The following is a 15110-nucleotide window of genomic DNA, read 5'->3' on the forward strand; positions in this document are numbered from 1 at the left end:
TTATAATCTCTTTATGTTATATATTGGCACCAGGGGATCAAAGCGCTGATCGTCTTCGGGCATGTTGTAGATACGACGAACGATATCCATCCCTTTTACTACCCTTCCGAAGGCAGCATAGCCTTGTTTGTCGGGATTGTTTTCACCTCCGAAATCGAATCCCGGCTGATCGCCGAGGCAGATGAAGAATTCTGTATTGGCTGTTCCGGGTTCGAGGCGGGCCAGGGATATGGTACCATCCTTATGCAGGATTTTTGTTTGTTGCGTGGTTTCATGGGGAATTCCCGGCAGCTCAGGTCTTTTTGAGCCATATAGGCCCCCCTGAATCAATTCTGCTTTAGGGGCATCAGAGGGCTGATTATCAGCATTCAGTACGCGGTAGAAGTTGGCGTTTTTGTAATAACCGGCTTTTATGTAGGATAAGAAAGCGGCCACGGTTTTGGGCGCCTGATCGGGATAAAGTTCTATTTCTATATCGCCAATGCTGGTCTCTATTTCCACATGGGGATTTTTGTAGTTGGGAGAGCAGGCGGCGAGTAGTGCAATAACTGCGATGAGAAAGTTCTTGATTGTCATGTTTAATGGGTAAATGATGGGGCAAAATTAAATGTTTTGCCGGCCAAAGGCATAGGTTTTGAAGAGCATACGGTATGCATAAAATAACCGTCGCGTTTATCGCATTAGCTCTTATTGCTGTTACTGCCTGTAATGATGAATCCAGGCAAGGAGGAGGAGGTACAGCCAACAAAGAAAAAGATCTCTTACCCCGTGATTTAAGTATTACGAAGGCCAATGCTTATAGTGACCTGTTCCTGGACAGTATGACCGTGGAAGGGTTTATTACAGAACAAAAGCTGAATGATACGGTAAGCACCGGGATGCGTAATTTTTATAACACCCGCAATTATCAATATGCCTGGTTTGCCAGCGATGGCCTTACCGAACAGGCGCTTGCCTTCCGGAATTTGTATGACTACACGAAGGACAGCGGCACTACGCATAAAAAGCTGGACAGGAAGCTGGAAAACCTGATGGCCCAGGACAGCCTGCGGGTAAACGATGATGATGCCGATATCCGCAAAACGGAGTTGTTGCTTACCTGGCGTTATGTGAATTATGTATGGGACAATTATAATGGCCGCAAAGAGCGCATGGCCGCTTTGGTACATTTGGTGCCGGCCAAAAAGTATCCTGTTATGGAACTGGCAAAGGCTGAACTGAAACATGATGATGTTCCCAATGAAAATTATAAGGCATTGAAGCAAGAACTGGCGGCCTATGTAGTCATTGAGGAAAAAGGAGGCTGGCCGGTTATTCCGACACTCAAGAAGAAACTTAAGAAAGGAAGCATTGATACGGCTATTGTGTTTATCAAAAAAAGATTGCAGGTTACCGGACAGCTACCAGCCGCAGATACGAGCACAGTTTTCAATGATGAGTTGTTGAACGCTATTAAAACCGTACAATCGAGCTATGGTTTTACTGCAGACGGAGCGATCTCCCTTGCCCTGATTAAAGAACTGAATGTTCCTGCTGAAAAGAGAATCGCCCAGTTGCTGGTAAACCTGGAACGGATGCGCTGGATGCCGGCAGAGCCTTCCGGTAATCTTATCTGGGTGAATATACCTGCTTTTAAGTTGTATGTGCAGGATGGCAGCCAGCAGTTGTTTGATATGGATATTGTGGTGGGAAAAGAGGGGCATAGTACAGTGATGTTCTCGGGCAAGCTGAACCAGGTGGTGTTCAGCCCTTACTGGAACCTGCCGGAAAATATTGTCAGGAATGAGGTGTTGCCAGCCATGGAAAAGAATAACAATTACCTGGCTGAAAATGATATGGAGATCACCGGAGAAGAAGAAGACGGCTTGCCGGTGATACGGCAGTTGCCCGGCGACAAGAATCAACTGGGCAAGATCAAGTTCTTATTCCCCAATCGTTTCAATATTTACTTCCATGATACGCCCTTCAAAGAGTTGTTCAACAGGGATAAGCGTGCTTTCAGCCATGGCTGCATACGCCTGCGTGAGCCGGTAAAGCTGGCAGAATACCTGCTGATCAATCAGCCGCAGTGGACACATGAGAAGATAGACAGCGCGATGAACAGCGGCAAGGAGAAGTATGTACGTGTAAAAGATCCGGTACCGGTGCTGATCTATTATTATACGGCCTGGGCGGATGATCATAAGCAGTTACAGTTCCGGGAGGATATTTACGGGCATGATGCACGAATGGCCAAGAAGCTGTTTATGCAACCGGCTACCGGAGAAACGTTGGCTAACCGGTGAGGAAAGGTATTGAGGCAACAAGGCATAAAGGCAGCAAGGCACCGAGGATAAGATTAGCTGAGGGTATCGGTTATGACTGGCGCCAGGATCTTTGATCTTGTTATGTAGTTGCTATCGGGACTGTAGATGAAAAGGCAGCTTCCATTCCGGATGGTGTTGATGATGGTTTTAGTGAGTGGTGCGGGTATAGCCGGGCAACCGAGGCTGCGGCCAATATATCCTTTGGCTGCTATAACGCGTTCGTTTACGTAAGCAGAGCCGTGCATTACTATTTTACGCAGCAGGGCATTGTCATTGATGCCTTTCTCCTGCCCGTCGAGCTTTAGTGAATAACCATTGCCTCCATTGTAGGTATCGCCTGTAATATAAAAACCCAGGCTGCTCTGCAAGCTTCCATTCCTGTTGGAAAAGCGGGTAGCCATATCGGTCCCTGAGTTGCGGCCATGCGATACCCAGGTATTGAACAAGAGTTTTCCGCTTGCCATGTCTACGACGAATAATCGCTTTTTAGCAGAAGGCAGGCTAAAATCTATAATAGTAAGGATACGTTGATTGGCTAATTCACCGGCAGCCTGCAGGGTTTTATATCCCTGGAGGGCATAGCTGAATGCATCGCGTGAAAGGGCGAGCGTATCCAGCCGCAGGCTGTCATATAATACGGCTTTGCTTTCAGCAGCAACAGGGACGGCTGCCGGAGCGGGGTCCATGCGTTTGGTGGCAGGACCTGAAATGGCCGATGTGCCCAATGCTACTGTTATGCCACCAATGATCAAAGCGAAGATGAATAAAAATGGTTTTGTCACAGATTTCAAGGATTTTAAATGATGAATTTTTACTAAGACCGTTTACCGACCATATAGACGTTTTCCGGGAGCGGTTAGTTCACCGGGATGGCTGGTTAAAAGAACTTTAACACTTTGTCATTAAGGCCGCTAAGTGATATTCAGTAGGTGAAGGTATTTTTATAGAAAGGGTGACCGATGTAGCGAAAGCCGTGGCTGATGCAGATGGGAATTGTTTCTACACCTGCTTCTTTCTGTGGTGTGGAATGATAACCCCAAAAATGATGAAGCCAATAAGCTCTTATCTTAACTAACTGATATACAAGAGAGCATTTGGTGGTTATTTTATGGCATGAAGTTTATACTTATATGGCTGAACGAACGGTGATTTCCTTCAAGAAAGAAATCAACCATCCGTAAAAAGATGGAAGATGGAAAGAAAAAGGAATAGACGTTCGATGGAAAGTGTATTCCCTACGGAATGCACTTTTCGCTTTTTATGCCTGCTAAATCTTGTCATTCCCAGCTTTTCCTTCCTTTTATTGACCCAATACGGGCATAGTGCTTTAAAGATTAGGTACTTATACTATTGCCCGTGTTTTAAAAAAGCGTCAGTTTAGCAAAACCATTGTTTCCTTACTCCTACTTTACCATGTCATTATACCTATAACTGTAAACGATCATTATGGCTGCTGAAAAAAAAATCGGCTTATCCTTGTCCGGTGGAGGGTACAGGGCTGCTGCCTTTCATTTGGGTACACTCCGGAAGTTGCATGAGATGGGCATTTTACACCAGGTAGACGTACTGTCTACCATATCCGGAGGGTCTATTACCGGCGCTTATTATTGCCTGAACAATAAGGACTATGAAGCATTTGAAAAGCATATGCTGGAGGCGCTGGGCCATAAGAATGTTATTAAAGAAGTATTTCTCTCATTTACTTTTATCAGGACTGTGCTGTTCTTACTGGTATTCCTGGCGCCGGCGATTTATGTATTGTTTACCCCTTATGCCTGGCTATCGCCCATTTTGATCGCTGTGATGCTGTACCTGTTTGTCCGTTTTCAGTTTGCCATTTTTCCCGTGAGCAAAGAGGTGGAACGGGCATACGACAAGTTCTTTTATAAGGAGGCCACTTTATCACAGTTAACCAATAAACCATTGCTGGCTATCGGCTCCACGAACCTGCAAACAGCGAGGCCTTTTACTTTTTCCCGGTTGAAGATGGAAGATTCGGTATATGCTTTTATGGACACGCCCGTCCGTTTTAAGCATGATGCCTTTCCGGTAGCCCGGGCGGTGATGGCTTCTTCCTGTGTGCCTTTTGCTTTTACACCTGTACCTATCGATAAAGATTTTTATGAATCGTCCTCAGATGTTATCCGGGTAAATCCGCAACTGGTAGATGGCGGCGTGTATGATAACCAGGGTATCCATAAGATCACGCAGGCAAACAGTATGTATGGCTGTGATATTATTATTACGAGTGATGCCGGCAATAAGCTACCCTTTGAGGGTTCGCATAATAACCTGCTGATTTTGCTGATCCGGACGATGGATGTGTTTATGGCGCGGATCAAGAATTTCCAGATGACACAGGATATTTATGCCAATGCGGCGACGGCCAACCGGCAGATCGCCTACCTGTCGCTGGGATGGAACCTGGAGGAGTGCATCCCCAGGTTTATTGATAACCTGATCGGAGGAAAGATCACGGAGGAAGTGATGGAAGCCCACCAGTTCAAGCCGGAATGGGTGGCAGATCCGAAGCGGTACCGCAAGGAGCTTACGACTTACCTGGAGAATGAAGTGGATTATAAGAAGATCCTGCAGCATAACCTGAAGCCACCGCAACTTACTATTGCCCGTAGTGTAGGCACTAACCTGACCCCTTTATCTAAGGAAGAACTTACTTATCTTGCTATACAGGCGGCCAACCTTACAGAGCTACAGGTAAGGCTGTATTGCCCCACACTAACGCAACCGAGATGAAAGACTGCGTCAATATTACTACATTAAAACCTGCATTCCGCAAGCTGCGGGCTTATACGTTCGACCCCTCCTTGTCGCTGAAGCTGGATACGAACGTGATCAATAATATTGTTTATAAGGTGCCCTGGGAACCGTTGCAACCGGGGCCGGTAGGAGAATATATTGAGGTGGTGGATTTTGATCCGGCCAGTGGTTGTTTTTATAAACCGGTAAACCTGGATGATCCCTATACGCTGGCGCAGGATGGACTGGAGCCGGCAGAGAGTAACCCGCAGTTCCATCAGCAAATGGTGTATGCGGTATCTATGATCACGATTAAGAATTTTGAGCGGGCGCTGGGGCGCAGGATCTTATGGAGCCCTTACCGTGATAAGAGCGGTTATTCAGCAGGTTATGTGCAGCGGCTACGTATTTACCCGCATGCCCTGCGGGAAGCGAACGCGTATTATAGCCCGCAGAAGAAAGCGCTGCTGTTTGGTTATTTCAGTGCTGCACCCGACACGCCCAGTTTACTGATGCCCGGGGGTACTGTATTTACCTGCCTGAGCCATGATATTATAGCGCATGAGATCACACACGCGTTGCTGGACGGTATGCACCGGCGTTATATTGAAGCAACGCATCCCGACTCCCTGGCCTTTCATGAAGCTTTTGCAGATATTGTAGCGTTGTTCCAGCATTTTACTTTCCCGGAGGTATTGAAGGACCAGATTGCCCGTACGCGTGGCGACCTGGCCAGCCAAAACCTGCTTGGCCAACTGGCCCAGGAGTTTGGCAAGGCCATTGGGCACTATGGCAGTTTGCGGGACGCTTTGGGAAAGATGAATGATAAGACCGGCAAATGGGAACCGCATGTACCGGACCCGGCAGATTACCAGCGGATCATTGAACCTCATGAACGTGGCTCCATACTGGTGGCCACTATTTTTGATATGTTCAGTAATATTTACCGGCGTCGTGTGGCCGACCTGCTGCGCATTGCTACAGGAGGAACGGGTATGTTGTCGCCGGGTTCCTTACATCCTGACCTGGTGAACCGCATGGCGCAGGAAGCGAGTAAAACAGCCGGGCAGATCCTGAAGATCTGTATCCGGGCACTGGATTATTGTCCGCCCATGGATATCAATTTTGGTGATTACCTGCGGGCGATGATCACTTCTGATTATGACCTGGTAGAGGAAGATAACCTGGATTATCGCATTGCTATTATAGAAGCTTTCCAGCGCCGGGGCATTTTCCCGGACAATGTAAAGAATATGAGCGTGGAAAGCCTGCTGTGCAAGGCGGAGGAAGAGGTGGGAGAGTTTGAGGGCCAGTTTACGAACCTGATCGAGTTTTTCAAATTGTTTAAGGAGAAGATCAGCTATATCACCAACCGGGAAGAGCTTTATAAGCTTACGAAGATCTTTATTACAGGAGGTAGTATCAGTGATCTGGGCGATAAAACGTTCCAAGCGCAGCAAACCAAAACGAAGAATCCTACTGACCGTATTATGGGACTTCATCAACGGCTGAATGTGCGGTTTATGGGAAAGGAGGCGGTGGAGCAATTCAGTAAGTTGACGGGCCTGCTCCTGGATGAGCGATTGATCGATGAGCAGGGTATTGGAAGATCAACAGGACAGAATACGCCCGGCGCGCCCAAGCTGGAAGTGCATAATTTAAAGCTGGCCAGCCGTGTAGGCCCAAGCGGGAATGTGGTGAACCAGATACTGGTAACCCTTACGCAGCGGCGTGGCGTGGTATGTGAAACAGATAAGTATGGTAATGTGGAAGTGAAAGGTTTTTTTGTGGCGGATGATCCGGAGAAAGGGTGGTATGCATTACCGGAAAAGGAAGGAGCAGCCCCTAAGAAACAAAAGTATCCCGATAAAGAAGAAGGTTTAACGGGCGAGGGCAGTGAAAAGGTGTTGCCCAAAGGCTGGTTTATTTTCAGGGGCGGATGCACGTTGATCTTTGACCTGAATTATGCTTCCAGCAAGGACCAGGTAAAGCTGAAGTATGTTATTAAGAAGGATATTGATGATCATGAGCGCATGAAACGGCAATACAAGATGCTGTTTAATAATAATGATTTTTCCCTGAACGCCACTTATTTCGGAACGGCCTATGGCAACCTGGAAGCAGAACCATTTGCCATTATGCATAAAGTTTTATGATGAGCTTATGGCTACTGTAAAAAAAACGGTGAAGCGGGCGGCGCCTAAAAAGGTAGCCGCTACAGCAGTGAAGAAGAAAGCTGCTAAAAAATCGTCGCCGGCAAAGAAGGTTGCCCCGGCCGGTAAGGTAGATGGCGTGCGTGTGCGCATGTATTGCCATGGTTTTGGCGATTGCTTCCTGCTTAGTTTTATGAGCGGTGAAGAACCGGTGTACCGGATGCTGATTGACTGCGGCATGCTTACCGGTGACAGCAACCGCCTGAAGCAGGCTATTGAAAATATTAAGGAGGAATGTGGTGGTAAGCTAAATCTGGTGGTACAAACCCACCAACATAAGGACCATATTTCGGGATTTAACCTGCGTGATAAAGAGGATAAGTTACTATGGAATCAAATTGAAGTAGAGAATGTGTGGCTGGCCTGGACCGAAAATACCGGCCGGAATGGCGATGAGCTGGCGATCCAACTGAAGAAGAAACAAGAGAAGAAGAAGAAGGCACTGGCCAAGGCTTTACAGTTGTATAATACTTCGATAGGGCAGACCGAGCACCGCACTATGATGAAGAAGGAGTACCGGGGTTCGGATTATTATGCGGCCCAGCAACGCTATGCTACCGCCCTGCAGCAGATCCTTGAGTTTTTTGATATCAATGAGCAGGATGTGGCCGGCCTGGCAGCGAATAACGGTGAGTTGGGACTGACGATGAAGGAGGCAATGGATTATTTTATCAGCCGCAGCCGGGAAACGGGCAGTCCGGATATTAACTTCTGGAATCCGGGCGAACTGGCCGACGTTCGAACAACGGGATTGCCCGGGATTAATTTTTATTTCCTGGGGCCTCCCAAGGAGTATGACAAGCTGCGGATAATGGAAGACGCCGAGCATGTGGAGATGTACCTGACGGAGATGGGCCTTTCGGATAATTTTTTTATGGCACTGGCCGATGGGGAGGATGCAGCCAGCAATGAAGCTTTATCGCCCTTTCACAAACGCTACCGGTGGCATAAAGAAGAGGTCACCAAAGAGCAGTTGGCGGATGCCGATAATGTGTGGAACCTTTATTATGATAAGAAGCATAACTGGCGCAGCATTGAAACCGACTGGCTGCACAATGCCGGCGCCCTGGCGCTCAACCTGGACTCCTATACTAATAATACGAGCCTGGTGATTGCGATTGAACTGGAGGACAGTGAAAAGGTATTGTTGTTCCCGGCCGATGCGCAGATCGGCAACTGGCTTAGCTGGACTGAGCAGACAAGCCCTAACAATCCTGCGCCCCGCTTACAATGGCAGGTAGTAAAGAAGGGTAAGAAAGAAGTTGTTACTGCTGCCACATTACTGGAGCGTACGGTATTTTATAAGGTGGGACACCACGCGAGCCATAATGCCACGGCACGCAAACATGGCCTGGAACTGATGACGAGCGAGGAGCTGGTGGCCATGATCCCGGTGGATGAAGCGGTAGCTAAACGCCAGGGCAAGAAGGGGTGGAAGATGCCGGCAGAAGACTTGTATAAAAGGTTGCAGGAAAAAACGAGAAGCCGGATAATACGACTTGACAAAGGCAGCCTGCTGGCCAATGGTACGAAAGGCCTGCCAGATGGCGCCAGACCTAATAAACAACAACTACAGGATTTCAACAGTTGTTACCATGAATCTACTATTATTATTACTACAGAAGAAGGAACGAACAGGCCCCTGTTTGTTGAATACCTGGTAAAGGGATAGGCAGTATTATTGCATATATTGCAAGATATGGAACAACCCGCAAGCCACTTTGCAGCAGGATCTCCCCGGAAGGCTGAACAGGTAGCATTTATCGTGTTTGTATGCTTTTTCTTCTCCCTGAAGGGTTTTGCCCAGACGGACAGTTCCAATAAGTTTGACCGGGATTATTATGAATCTTATACTGATCTTATTACTTCGAGGCTGTATTTCTCCCAGAAGTATACCTCACTCCGCATCCGCGGATCGGAAAGGGTGCGGGACCTGCAATACCGTCCTAATACGACCCTCAATTTTGGCGTAGGCGCCACGTATGGCTGGTTTACCCTGAACCTGGCGTATGGCTTTGATTTCCTTAACCGGGCAGACGAAACAAAAGGGAAGACCCGCTATCTCGACCTGCAATCACATATTTACACGCGCAAGATGAGCATTGATCTGTTTGGCCAGTTTTACAAGGGGTTTTATGGATACCCCAAAAAGATGGCGCCACAGCAGGAAGATCAGTGGTATTTGCGGCCGGATATCCGGATGCGGCATTTTGGCGCGGCCGGCTATTATATTTATAACTGGAAGAAGTTTTCCCTGCGGAGCGCGATGCTGCAGAATGAATGGCAGAAGAGATCGGCTGGTACGTTGCTGATCGGCGGTGAGTTTTATTATGGTCAAACGAAGGGCGACAGCGCCCTGGTGCCCAGCGCAGTAGCAGACAATTATAAGCAGGCAGGTGTGACGAGGATCCGTTATTTTGATATTGGCCCTGGTGTGGGCTATGCTTATACCGCTGTGCTGGAGCAACATTTTTTTGCGACGGGCAGTCTTACGATGAGCCTTCCGCTGAGCTTTCAGAAGCAATGGCGTGATGGTATTAAGGAAAGCCGGTTATCAGTAAGTCCGGATCTGCTTACGCGTATCGGCATTGGCTATAACAGCGACCGTTCTACTTTTAGTATTATGTGGGTTAACAGTACGGTGCAAACCAAAGGGAAACAAGGAGAGTATGCCATTCAGACCGGCAATGTGCGGTTGAATGCCGCCTACCGTTTTGAGCCCGGACCCAAGTTGAAGCGTACCATCAAGATCTTTGATGTGGCACAGTGAGCGGCAGTCGGCAGTGTTGGCCGCCAGTAAAATAGAAGACCCCTTCCGGAGAACGGGAAGGGGTAATGATAACATGCATATATGAGATTTTGTCATCATTTTCTTTACTGATGAAGGGCACTGGCCACCCATCCCTGGTTTTCTTTTGCCCGGGGTTGTTTTTCCCAGGCGAGTATGGCCGTTTCCAATACCCGTTTTAAATTCATTTTTACTTTTCTCCTGTTGAGGCGAAGCACTACGCCCTGTATTTTCTCCGTGTACACCACTACGTGGTCATTGTTATAAAAACGCACGGTGTATTGTTTGGGCGTGTTTACATTGGACTCTACGATCCAGTATCCTTTTTCAGATACCCAGCGCGGGGTGGCAGGGGCGGTTGATTCCTGGTCGTCCTGTGCAGTGGCTGTATGCAGCAATAACAGGCAGGAAATGGCAATGAGGTTGATGCATTTTTTCATGGCTAAATACTTATACTTTTTAATGATGCTGTTACGGAGACAAAGTTACCCGTTGCTATTGCGTGGAATATGTAAAGTGGATTAACGGGCTTGCTGGTATGACAGATAACTGAAAGGGTGGGGAGATTGTCGACGAAGGATGTTTGTCGATGAAGAGGCGAGTGGTAAATGGCGAGTGGACGTTTGCTTCGATAGCTTAATAAAAAAGGTGCGCCGCTTTTGAAGCGGCGCACCTTTTTTATGCAAATTTGGGAAGCCGCAGTGTCCCCTACGGGAGACACTGCGGGGAATTCCATTTAAGCATTGCTGAAAGCAATGAAATAGGACTGCGAGACTGCAAGCCCTCGCAGAGCGTTATTCTAATTCTTTGAGCCAGGCCTGGGCTTCTTCGCGGGCGGCTTCTACGACTGCTTTGCCGGCGCGGAAACACATTTTCCATTGGCCGCTTTTGGCTTCGTATTCAGGATTGGCAAACATGCTGCCATTGAGCTGCGCATTGAAATCAACGCTAGCGGATGTGCTGAGAAATTCCTGCAGGCGTTGTTTGATGAGCTCATTGGCATTGGACGGGAATCTTTTTTCATCGTCGGCTTTGTTGAGCTGCTTATCGATGGCATTATCAATCATTTTCATGGGATTGGGAATACCCAGTTTCTTTTTCTTGTAGCCAAGCCGCTCATTCCTCCATTTGGTATATTTTTTCTGGAACTCGGATGTCTTCGAATAGTCTTTGGCAAAGCGAATTAACTGGCGGGTGCCTGCTACTTTCAGATCCACCGGCAAGCCTTTGGCTTTTTTGATTACTTCATAGGAAGAGGAGATGAACCCACCACCAAATGAAGCAATGACATTTTCTTTCGCATCGTCTTCTGTAAAGCTGAGGTCGTCAAAAACGTTGGTCACAGTAGCGGCCATTAATACGATGGCCAGCACCAATACACTTATTTGTTTCATGGCTAAAAAGTTGTTATCAGGTTAACGATTTCCCTGGTTGGTTGTTAAAATTATTTGCAAACGTACCGGATTATGGAAGGCGGGTCAATCGCACAAATATGTGAATTGCGAAAAGTGTTGAATTAGAGCCCCAAAGCGTTTAACAAAGGTTAAGTATTTGCTTTCTATTCCACAAACCGGGGTAAAACGAAATGGTATTTGTAATTTTAAGGTTACTATTCTAACTGGTTATCAGGGATTTCATTGTTTATTAAACCGAGCCCACTATGAAGCAGGATGAAAAGAACAGTGTAACCAACCAGCATGCATGCCACTATCTTACTTTTAATACGGTGGACTGGGTGGATGTGTTTATCAAGCCCAGGTATAAGCAGCTTATTGCCAATACCCTGAATGAGTTTATTACGCTACGGGGATTAACGGTATTTGCCTGGTGCCTGATGACGAACCACCTGCACCTTTTACTACAAGCCAAGGATGGCACGGGACTATCTATGATCGAGCGCGATTTTAAGCGTGTTACCGCCACCCGCATCCTGGAAGCGATTGATATGGAACCTGAACTCCGGCGGGAATGGATGCTGGGGCGCTTTGAGCATAGCAGCCAGACCCTGAAGAAGATTGAAAAGTACCAGGTGTGGCAAAGCTGCAGTAACCCGGAATTCCTGGATTTTAAACAGCCAGCGAAGGTGAGACAATACCTGAATTATATTCATGAAAACCCGGTGCGCGACCGGATTGTTTATCTGCCGGAGGATTATATGTACAGCTCAGCCGGCGATTATGCCGGCCGAAAGGGGCCGGTGCAGGTGACGGTGATTGACATGGAGGGGTTGATCAGGGGCGTGGTGAAGGGAAGGTGAGCGTTGGTTCGTGGGGACACTAAGGGTTGGTTCGTGAGGACACGAACCAAGGCGGCGCGACACGAACCAAGGCAGAGGGCACGAACCAGGGCGCGCGGCGGCTTAGCTGATCGCTTCTTTGAGGGCCTGGACGGTCTTTTTATCATTCCCTATAAATATTTTGTTGTTGAGGATGGCTACGGGGCGTTTGAGAAAGGTGTATTCATCGAGGATGAAGTGGCGGTAATCTTTCTCGGTGAGGGATTTGTCTTTCAATCCTAATTCTTTGTATTTGAGGGCGCGCCTGCTGAAGAGCGCTTCATAGCTGCCGGCCATTTTCTTCATTTCATCAAGCTGGGCAGGCGTAATAGATTCTGTTTTAATGTCTTGCATAATAAACCCTGCTTTATCTACACCGGTTTCTTTAATGATGGCCTGGCAGGTGGTGCAATTTCCCAAGTGATAGAATTTCTTCATATATGTGTTTTTTGCCGGGAAGGCGGTAAGACGGTAAGGATTTTTCTGGGTGCTTCCAAAAGTTGCTGTAAAGTTGTGCAAGTTAAATGATTAGGATTTTTAGCGCATTAGTAATGTTTAGATTAATTACAGGATTTCCCTGTGTAATATTTTCCGACATTCGCCGACCAATTAGTATCTTTTCGCTAAAACCACCCAAGTTTGCAGTCCAGGCCTGATCAAAATGAATTTATTGTGTTGGTCAACCAACATCGGGGCATGTTGTACAAGGTATGTAACCTGTATTGTTCATCAGAGTATGATAAACAGGACCTTTTCCAGGAAATCGTAATCCAGTTGTGGAAAGCCTATCCACGATTCCGGGGCGATTCCAAGTTTGGCACCTGGCTATACCGCATTGCATTGAATACCGCTATTTCTGACCTCCGTAAACAGAAGAAGCATATTCAAAGTGTAGAACCCGACCAGTTACCAACCGAGATACAGGATATTCAGTATAATAAAGACAAAGAAGAAAAATTACAACAGTTGTACAGAGCCATTCATCAGCTTCCTGAAATTGAACGGGGTATTGTGATGCTGTACCTGGAGGACAAGAGTTATGAAGAGATGGAAGATATATTGGGTATTAACCAAAACAACCTGCGGGTAAAGATGAACCGGATCAAGGAAAAATTACGTAAACTCACTAAAGTTGTAGAACATGGATTTGGATAACCTGAAAGAGATATGGAAGGACCTGGATGAGAAGGACTTTTATCCTGCCCATAAAGCAGCGGGAGATGCTGTTGTGCACAGGCATGAAGAAGAGATTGCAGCTATTTTACGGAAACGATCCCAAAACCCGATTGCCAAGATCAAGCGTAACCTGGGATGGGAGCTGGCTGTGATTATTGTGTTGTATTCGGTTACGATGTGGTATTATATCACGGCCTGGCATGGACAGTACTGGGAGATCGCTATTTTGCTGGGCATTATCGGTACTTCCTTTGTAGTGTATTATTTCCGCAAGAATAAGTTACTGAAGGAAATGCAGTTGGTGGATAGTGAGGTGAAACTGAACCTGGAGAAGCGGCTGCATACCCTGGAGAAATATGTACGTTTTTATTTTGTTTCCGGCACGGTGCTTACCCCTGCCGCCTATTTTGTAGCAGGTCTTATCGTTTTCTTCAAGACACCTCCCCGCGCTACTGATGATAAGATGCCTCCTATGTTTACGCATGTTACCGGCCAGGATTATTTTGTATTGTTTACTGTTTGCGGTGTGGCGCTGGCCATAGGGAGTTATTTTTTAAATATCTGGTATGTGAACCGGTTATATGGCAGGCATATTAATAAGCTGAAGAATTTGCTGAACCAAATGGAAGAAGGGGAGTAAGTTAAAAAAGTATTGCTTTCCCGGCGACGTGTTATTTTTTAGTAATTTGAGCATCTTAATTTTTATATGATGCCTGCTACCCGTCGCGATTTTATCAAACAATCCTCTCTGCTTGCTGCCGGCTTTTTCCTGGATAAAGAAGACCTCTTTAAGAAGAAGAAACCTGTTGGCGTACAATTGTACACGCTCCGTAATGAGATTGCCAAAGATGCCAGGGGCACCCTTGAAAAGGTAGCTCAACTGGGCTATAAGCAGGTAGAAACATTTGGTTATGGCAACCGCAAGTGGTTCAACCTCTCTCCCACTGAATTATCCGCTGTTTTAAAAAATAATGGCCTTAGCTCACCGAGCGGCCACACTTATCCCGGCAGCTTTTTCCTGAAAGATGGCTGGGAAGATGAGTGGAAAAGAGCTGTAGAAGACGCCAAAGCGCTTGGCCAGGAGTTTATTACTATCCCCTGGCTGGAAGAATCGTACCGCAATAGCGCTGATAATTATAAGAAGATTGCCGCAGGCCTGAATAAGGCCGGCGAGATTGCCCAGGCCGGCAAGATGAAGGTGGCCTATCACAATCATGATTTTGAGTTTGCTGCCCTGGATGGCCAGTCGGGTTTTGATATCCTTACCAAGGATACAGATCCCAAGCTGGTGTATTTTGAACTGGACCTGTATTGGGCGGTGAAGGCAGGGCATGACCCGGTAAAGTTGTTTGCACAACACCCCGGCCGCATTTGTATGTGGCATGTGAAGGATATGGATAATACACCCAAGCAATTCTTTACAGAAGTGGGCAGTGGTGTGATTGATTTTAAGTCTATTTTCAAGCAAGCGAAGCTGAGCGGCATGAAGTATTTTTTTGTGGAGCAGGACGTATGCCCCGGTTCACCGTTTGACAGCATTGCGAAGAGCATTGCTTATTTGAATGGTAATGTACTGAAGTAAACCTCCCTTTTTT

Annotated in this window: 14 protein-coding genes; 9 read left to right on the plus strand and 5 right to left on the minus strand. The window is 47.0% G+C overall.

From position 1 onward, the window contains the following. Positions 1 to 576 carry a peptidylprolyl isomerase gene (locus tag HB364_RS04770; protein WP_167286734.1) on the minus strand — a complete coding sequence of 192 codons (576 nt, stop codon included), beginning with the start codon at positions 574 to 576 and terminating at the stop codon, positions 1 to 3. Between the two features lie 74 nt (positions 577 to 650). Here HB364_RS04770 and HB364_RS04775 point away from each other — a divergent pair, with 74 nt between their 5' ends. After that, entirely contained in the window at positions 651 to 2285 is a 1635-nt protein-coding gene (locus HB364_RS04775) for a L,D-transpeptidase family protein (RefSeq protein WP_167286735.1), read from the plus strand. A gap of 53 nt (positions 2286 to 2338) precedes the next feature. On the opposite strand, the gene HB364_RS04780 is transcribed toward HB364_RS04775, so the two are convergent. Next, positions 2339 to 3088 (minus strand): murein L,D-transpeptidase catalytic domain family protein, encoded by a 750-nt coding sequence (locus HB364_RS04780; protein WP_317170675.1) that lies wholly within the window; start codon positions 3086 to 3088, stop codon positions 2339 to 2341. 664 nt (positions 3089 to 3752) lie between these two features. Between HB364_RS04780 and HB364_RS04785 the strand changes: the two genes are divergently transcribed. From HB364_RS04785 to HB364_RS04800, 4 genes are read left to right on the plus strand one after another with little or no spacing between them, the layout of a single operon-like run. Continuing rightward, positions 3753 to 5060, plus strand: coding sequence for a patatin-like phospholipase family protein (locus HB364_RS04785; RefSeq protein ID WP_167286736.1), 1308 nt, complete (start codon positions 3753 to 3755; stop codon positions 5058 to 5060). Further along, positions 5057 to 7219 (plus strand): gluzincin family metallopeptidase, encoded by a 2163-nt coding sequence (locus tag HB364_RS04790; protein WP_167286737.1) that lies wholly within the window; start codon positions 5057 to 5059, stop codon positions 7217 to 7219. The genes HB364_RS04785 and HB364_RS04790 overlap by 4 nt, the downstream gene beginning before the upstream one ends. A gap of 7 nt (positions 7220 to 7226) precedes the next feature. Then, entirely contained in the window at positions 7227 to 8948 is a 1722-nt protein-coding gene (locus HB364_RS04795) for a ComEC/Rec2 family competence protein (RefSeq protein WP_167285853.1), read from the plus strand. 27 nt (positions 8949 to 8975) lie between these two features. Beyond that, complete coding sequence (locus HB364_RS04800; RefSeq protein WP_167286738.1) at positions 8976 to 10046, plus strand: DUF4421 domain-containing protein; 1071 nt, start codon at positions 8976 to 8978, stop codon at positions 10044 to 10046. Between the two features lie 104 nt (positions 10047 to 10150). On the opposite strand, the gene HB364_RS04805 is transcribed toward HB364_RS04800, so the two are convergent. After that, positions 10151 to 10504: a hypothetical protein gene (locus tag HB364_RS04805; RefSeq protein ID WP_167286739.1), complete on the minus strand. Its 354-nt coding sequence runs from the start codon at positions 10502 to 10504 to the stop codon at positions 10151 to 10153. Between the two features lie 354 nt (positions 10505 to 10858). Continuing rightward, complete coding sequence (locus HB364_RS04810; RefSeq protein WP_167286740.1) at positions 10859 to 11458, minus strand: hypothetical protein; 600 nt, start codon at positions 11456 to 11458, stop codon at positions 10859 to 10861. A 266-nt stretch (positions 11459 to 11724) separates the two neighbouring features. Between HB364_RS04810 and HB364_RS04815 the strand changes: the two genes are divergently transcribed. Next, positions 11725 to 12321, plus strand: a complete 597-nt coding sequence (locus tag HB364_RS04815; RefSeq protein WP_167286741.1) for a transposase — start codon at positions 11725 to 11727, stop codon at positions 12319 to 12321. 102 nt (positions 12322 to 12423) lie between these two features. On the opposite strand, the gene HB364_RS04820 is transcribed toward HB364_RS04815, so the two are convergent. After that, a complete protein-coding gene (locus HB364_RS04820) occupies positions 12424 to 12777 on the minus strand; it encodes an arsenate reductase family protein (protein ID WP_167286742.1) in 354 nt (117 codons plus the stop codon). A 234-nt stretch (positions 12778 to 13011) separates the two neighbouring features. Here HB364_RS04820 and HB364_RS04825 point away from each other — a divergent pair, with 234 nt between their 5' ends. The 3 genes from HB364_RS04825 to HB364_RS04835 all read left to right on the plus strand — a co-directional run bounded on the left by HB364_RS04825 (position 13012) and on the right by HB364_RS04835 (position 15097). Then, positions 13012 to 13494 (plus strand): RNA polymerase sigma factor, encoded by a 483-nt coding sequence (locus HB364_RS04825; RefSeq protein WP_317170690.1) that lies wholly within the window; start codon positions 13012 to 13014, stop codon positions 13492 to 13494. Further along, complete coding sequence (locus HB364_RS04830; RefSeq protein WP_167286744.1) at positions 13481 to 14155, plus strand: hypothetical protein; 675 nt, start codon at positions 13481 to 13483, stop codon at positions 14153 to 14155. The genes HB364_RS04825 and HB364_RS04830 overlap by 14 nt, the downstream gene beginning before the upstream one ends. 69 nt (positions 14156 to 14224) lie before the next feature. Further along, positions 14225 to 15097, plus strand: a complete 873-nt coding sequence (locus tag HB364_RS04835) for a sugar phosphate isomerase/epimerase family protein (RefSeq protein WP_167286745.1) — start codon at positions 14225 to 14227, stop codon at positions 15095 to 15097. Positions 15098 to 15110 lie beyond the last annotated feature (13 nt).

Source organism: Paraflavitalea devenefica (assembly GCF_011759375.1).
GTDB lineage: Bacteria > Bacteroidota > Bacteroidia > Chitinophagales > Chitinophagaceae > Paraflavitalea > Paraflavitalea devenefica.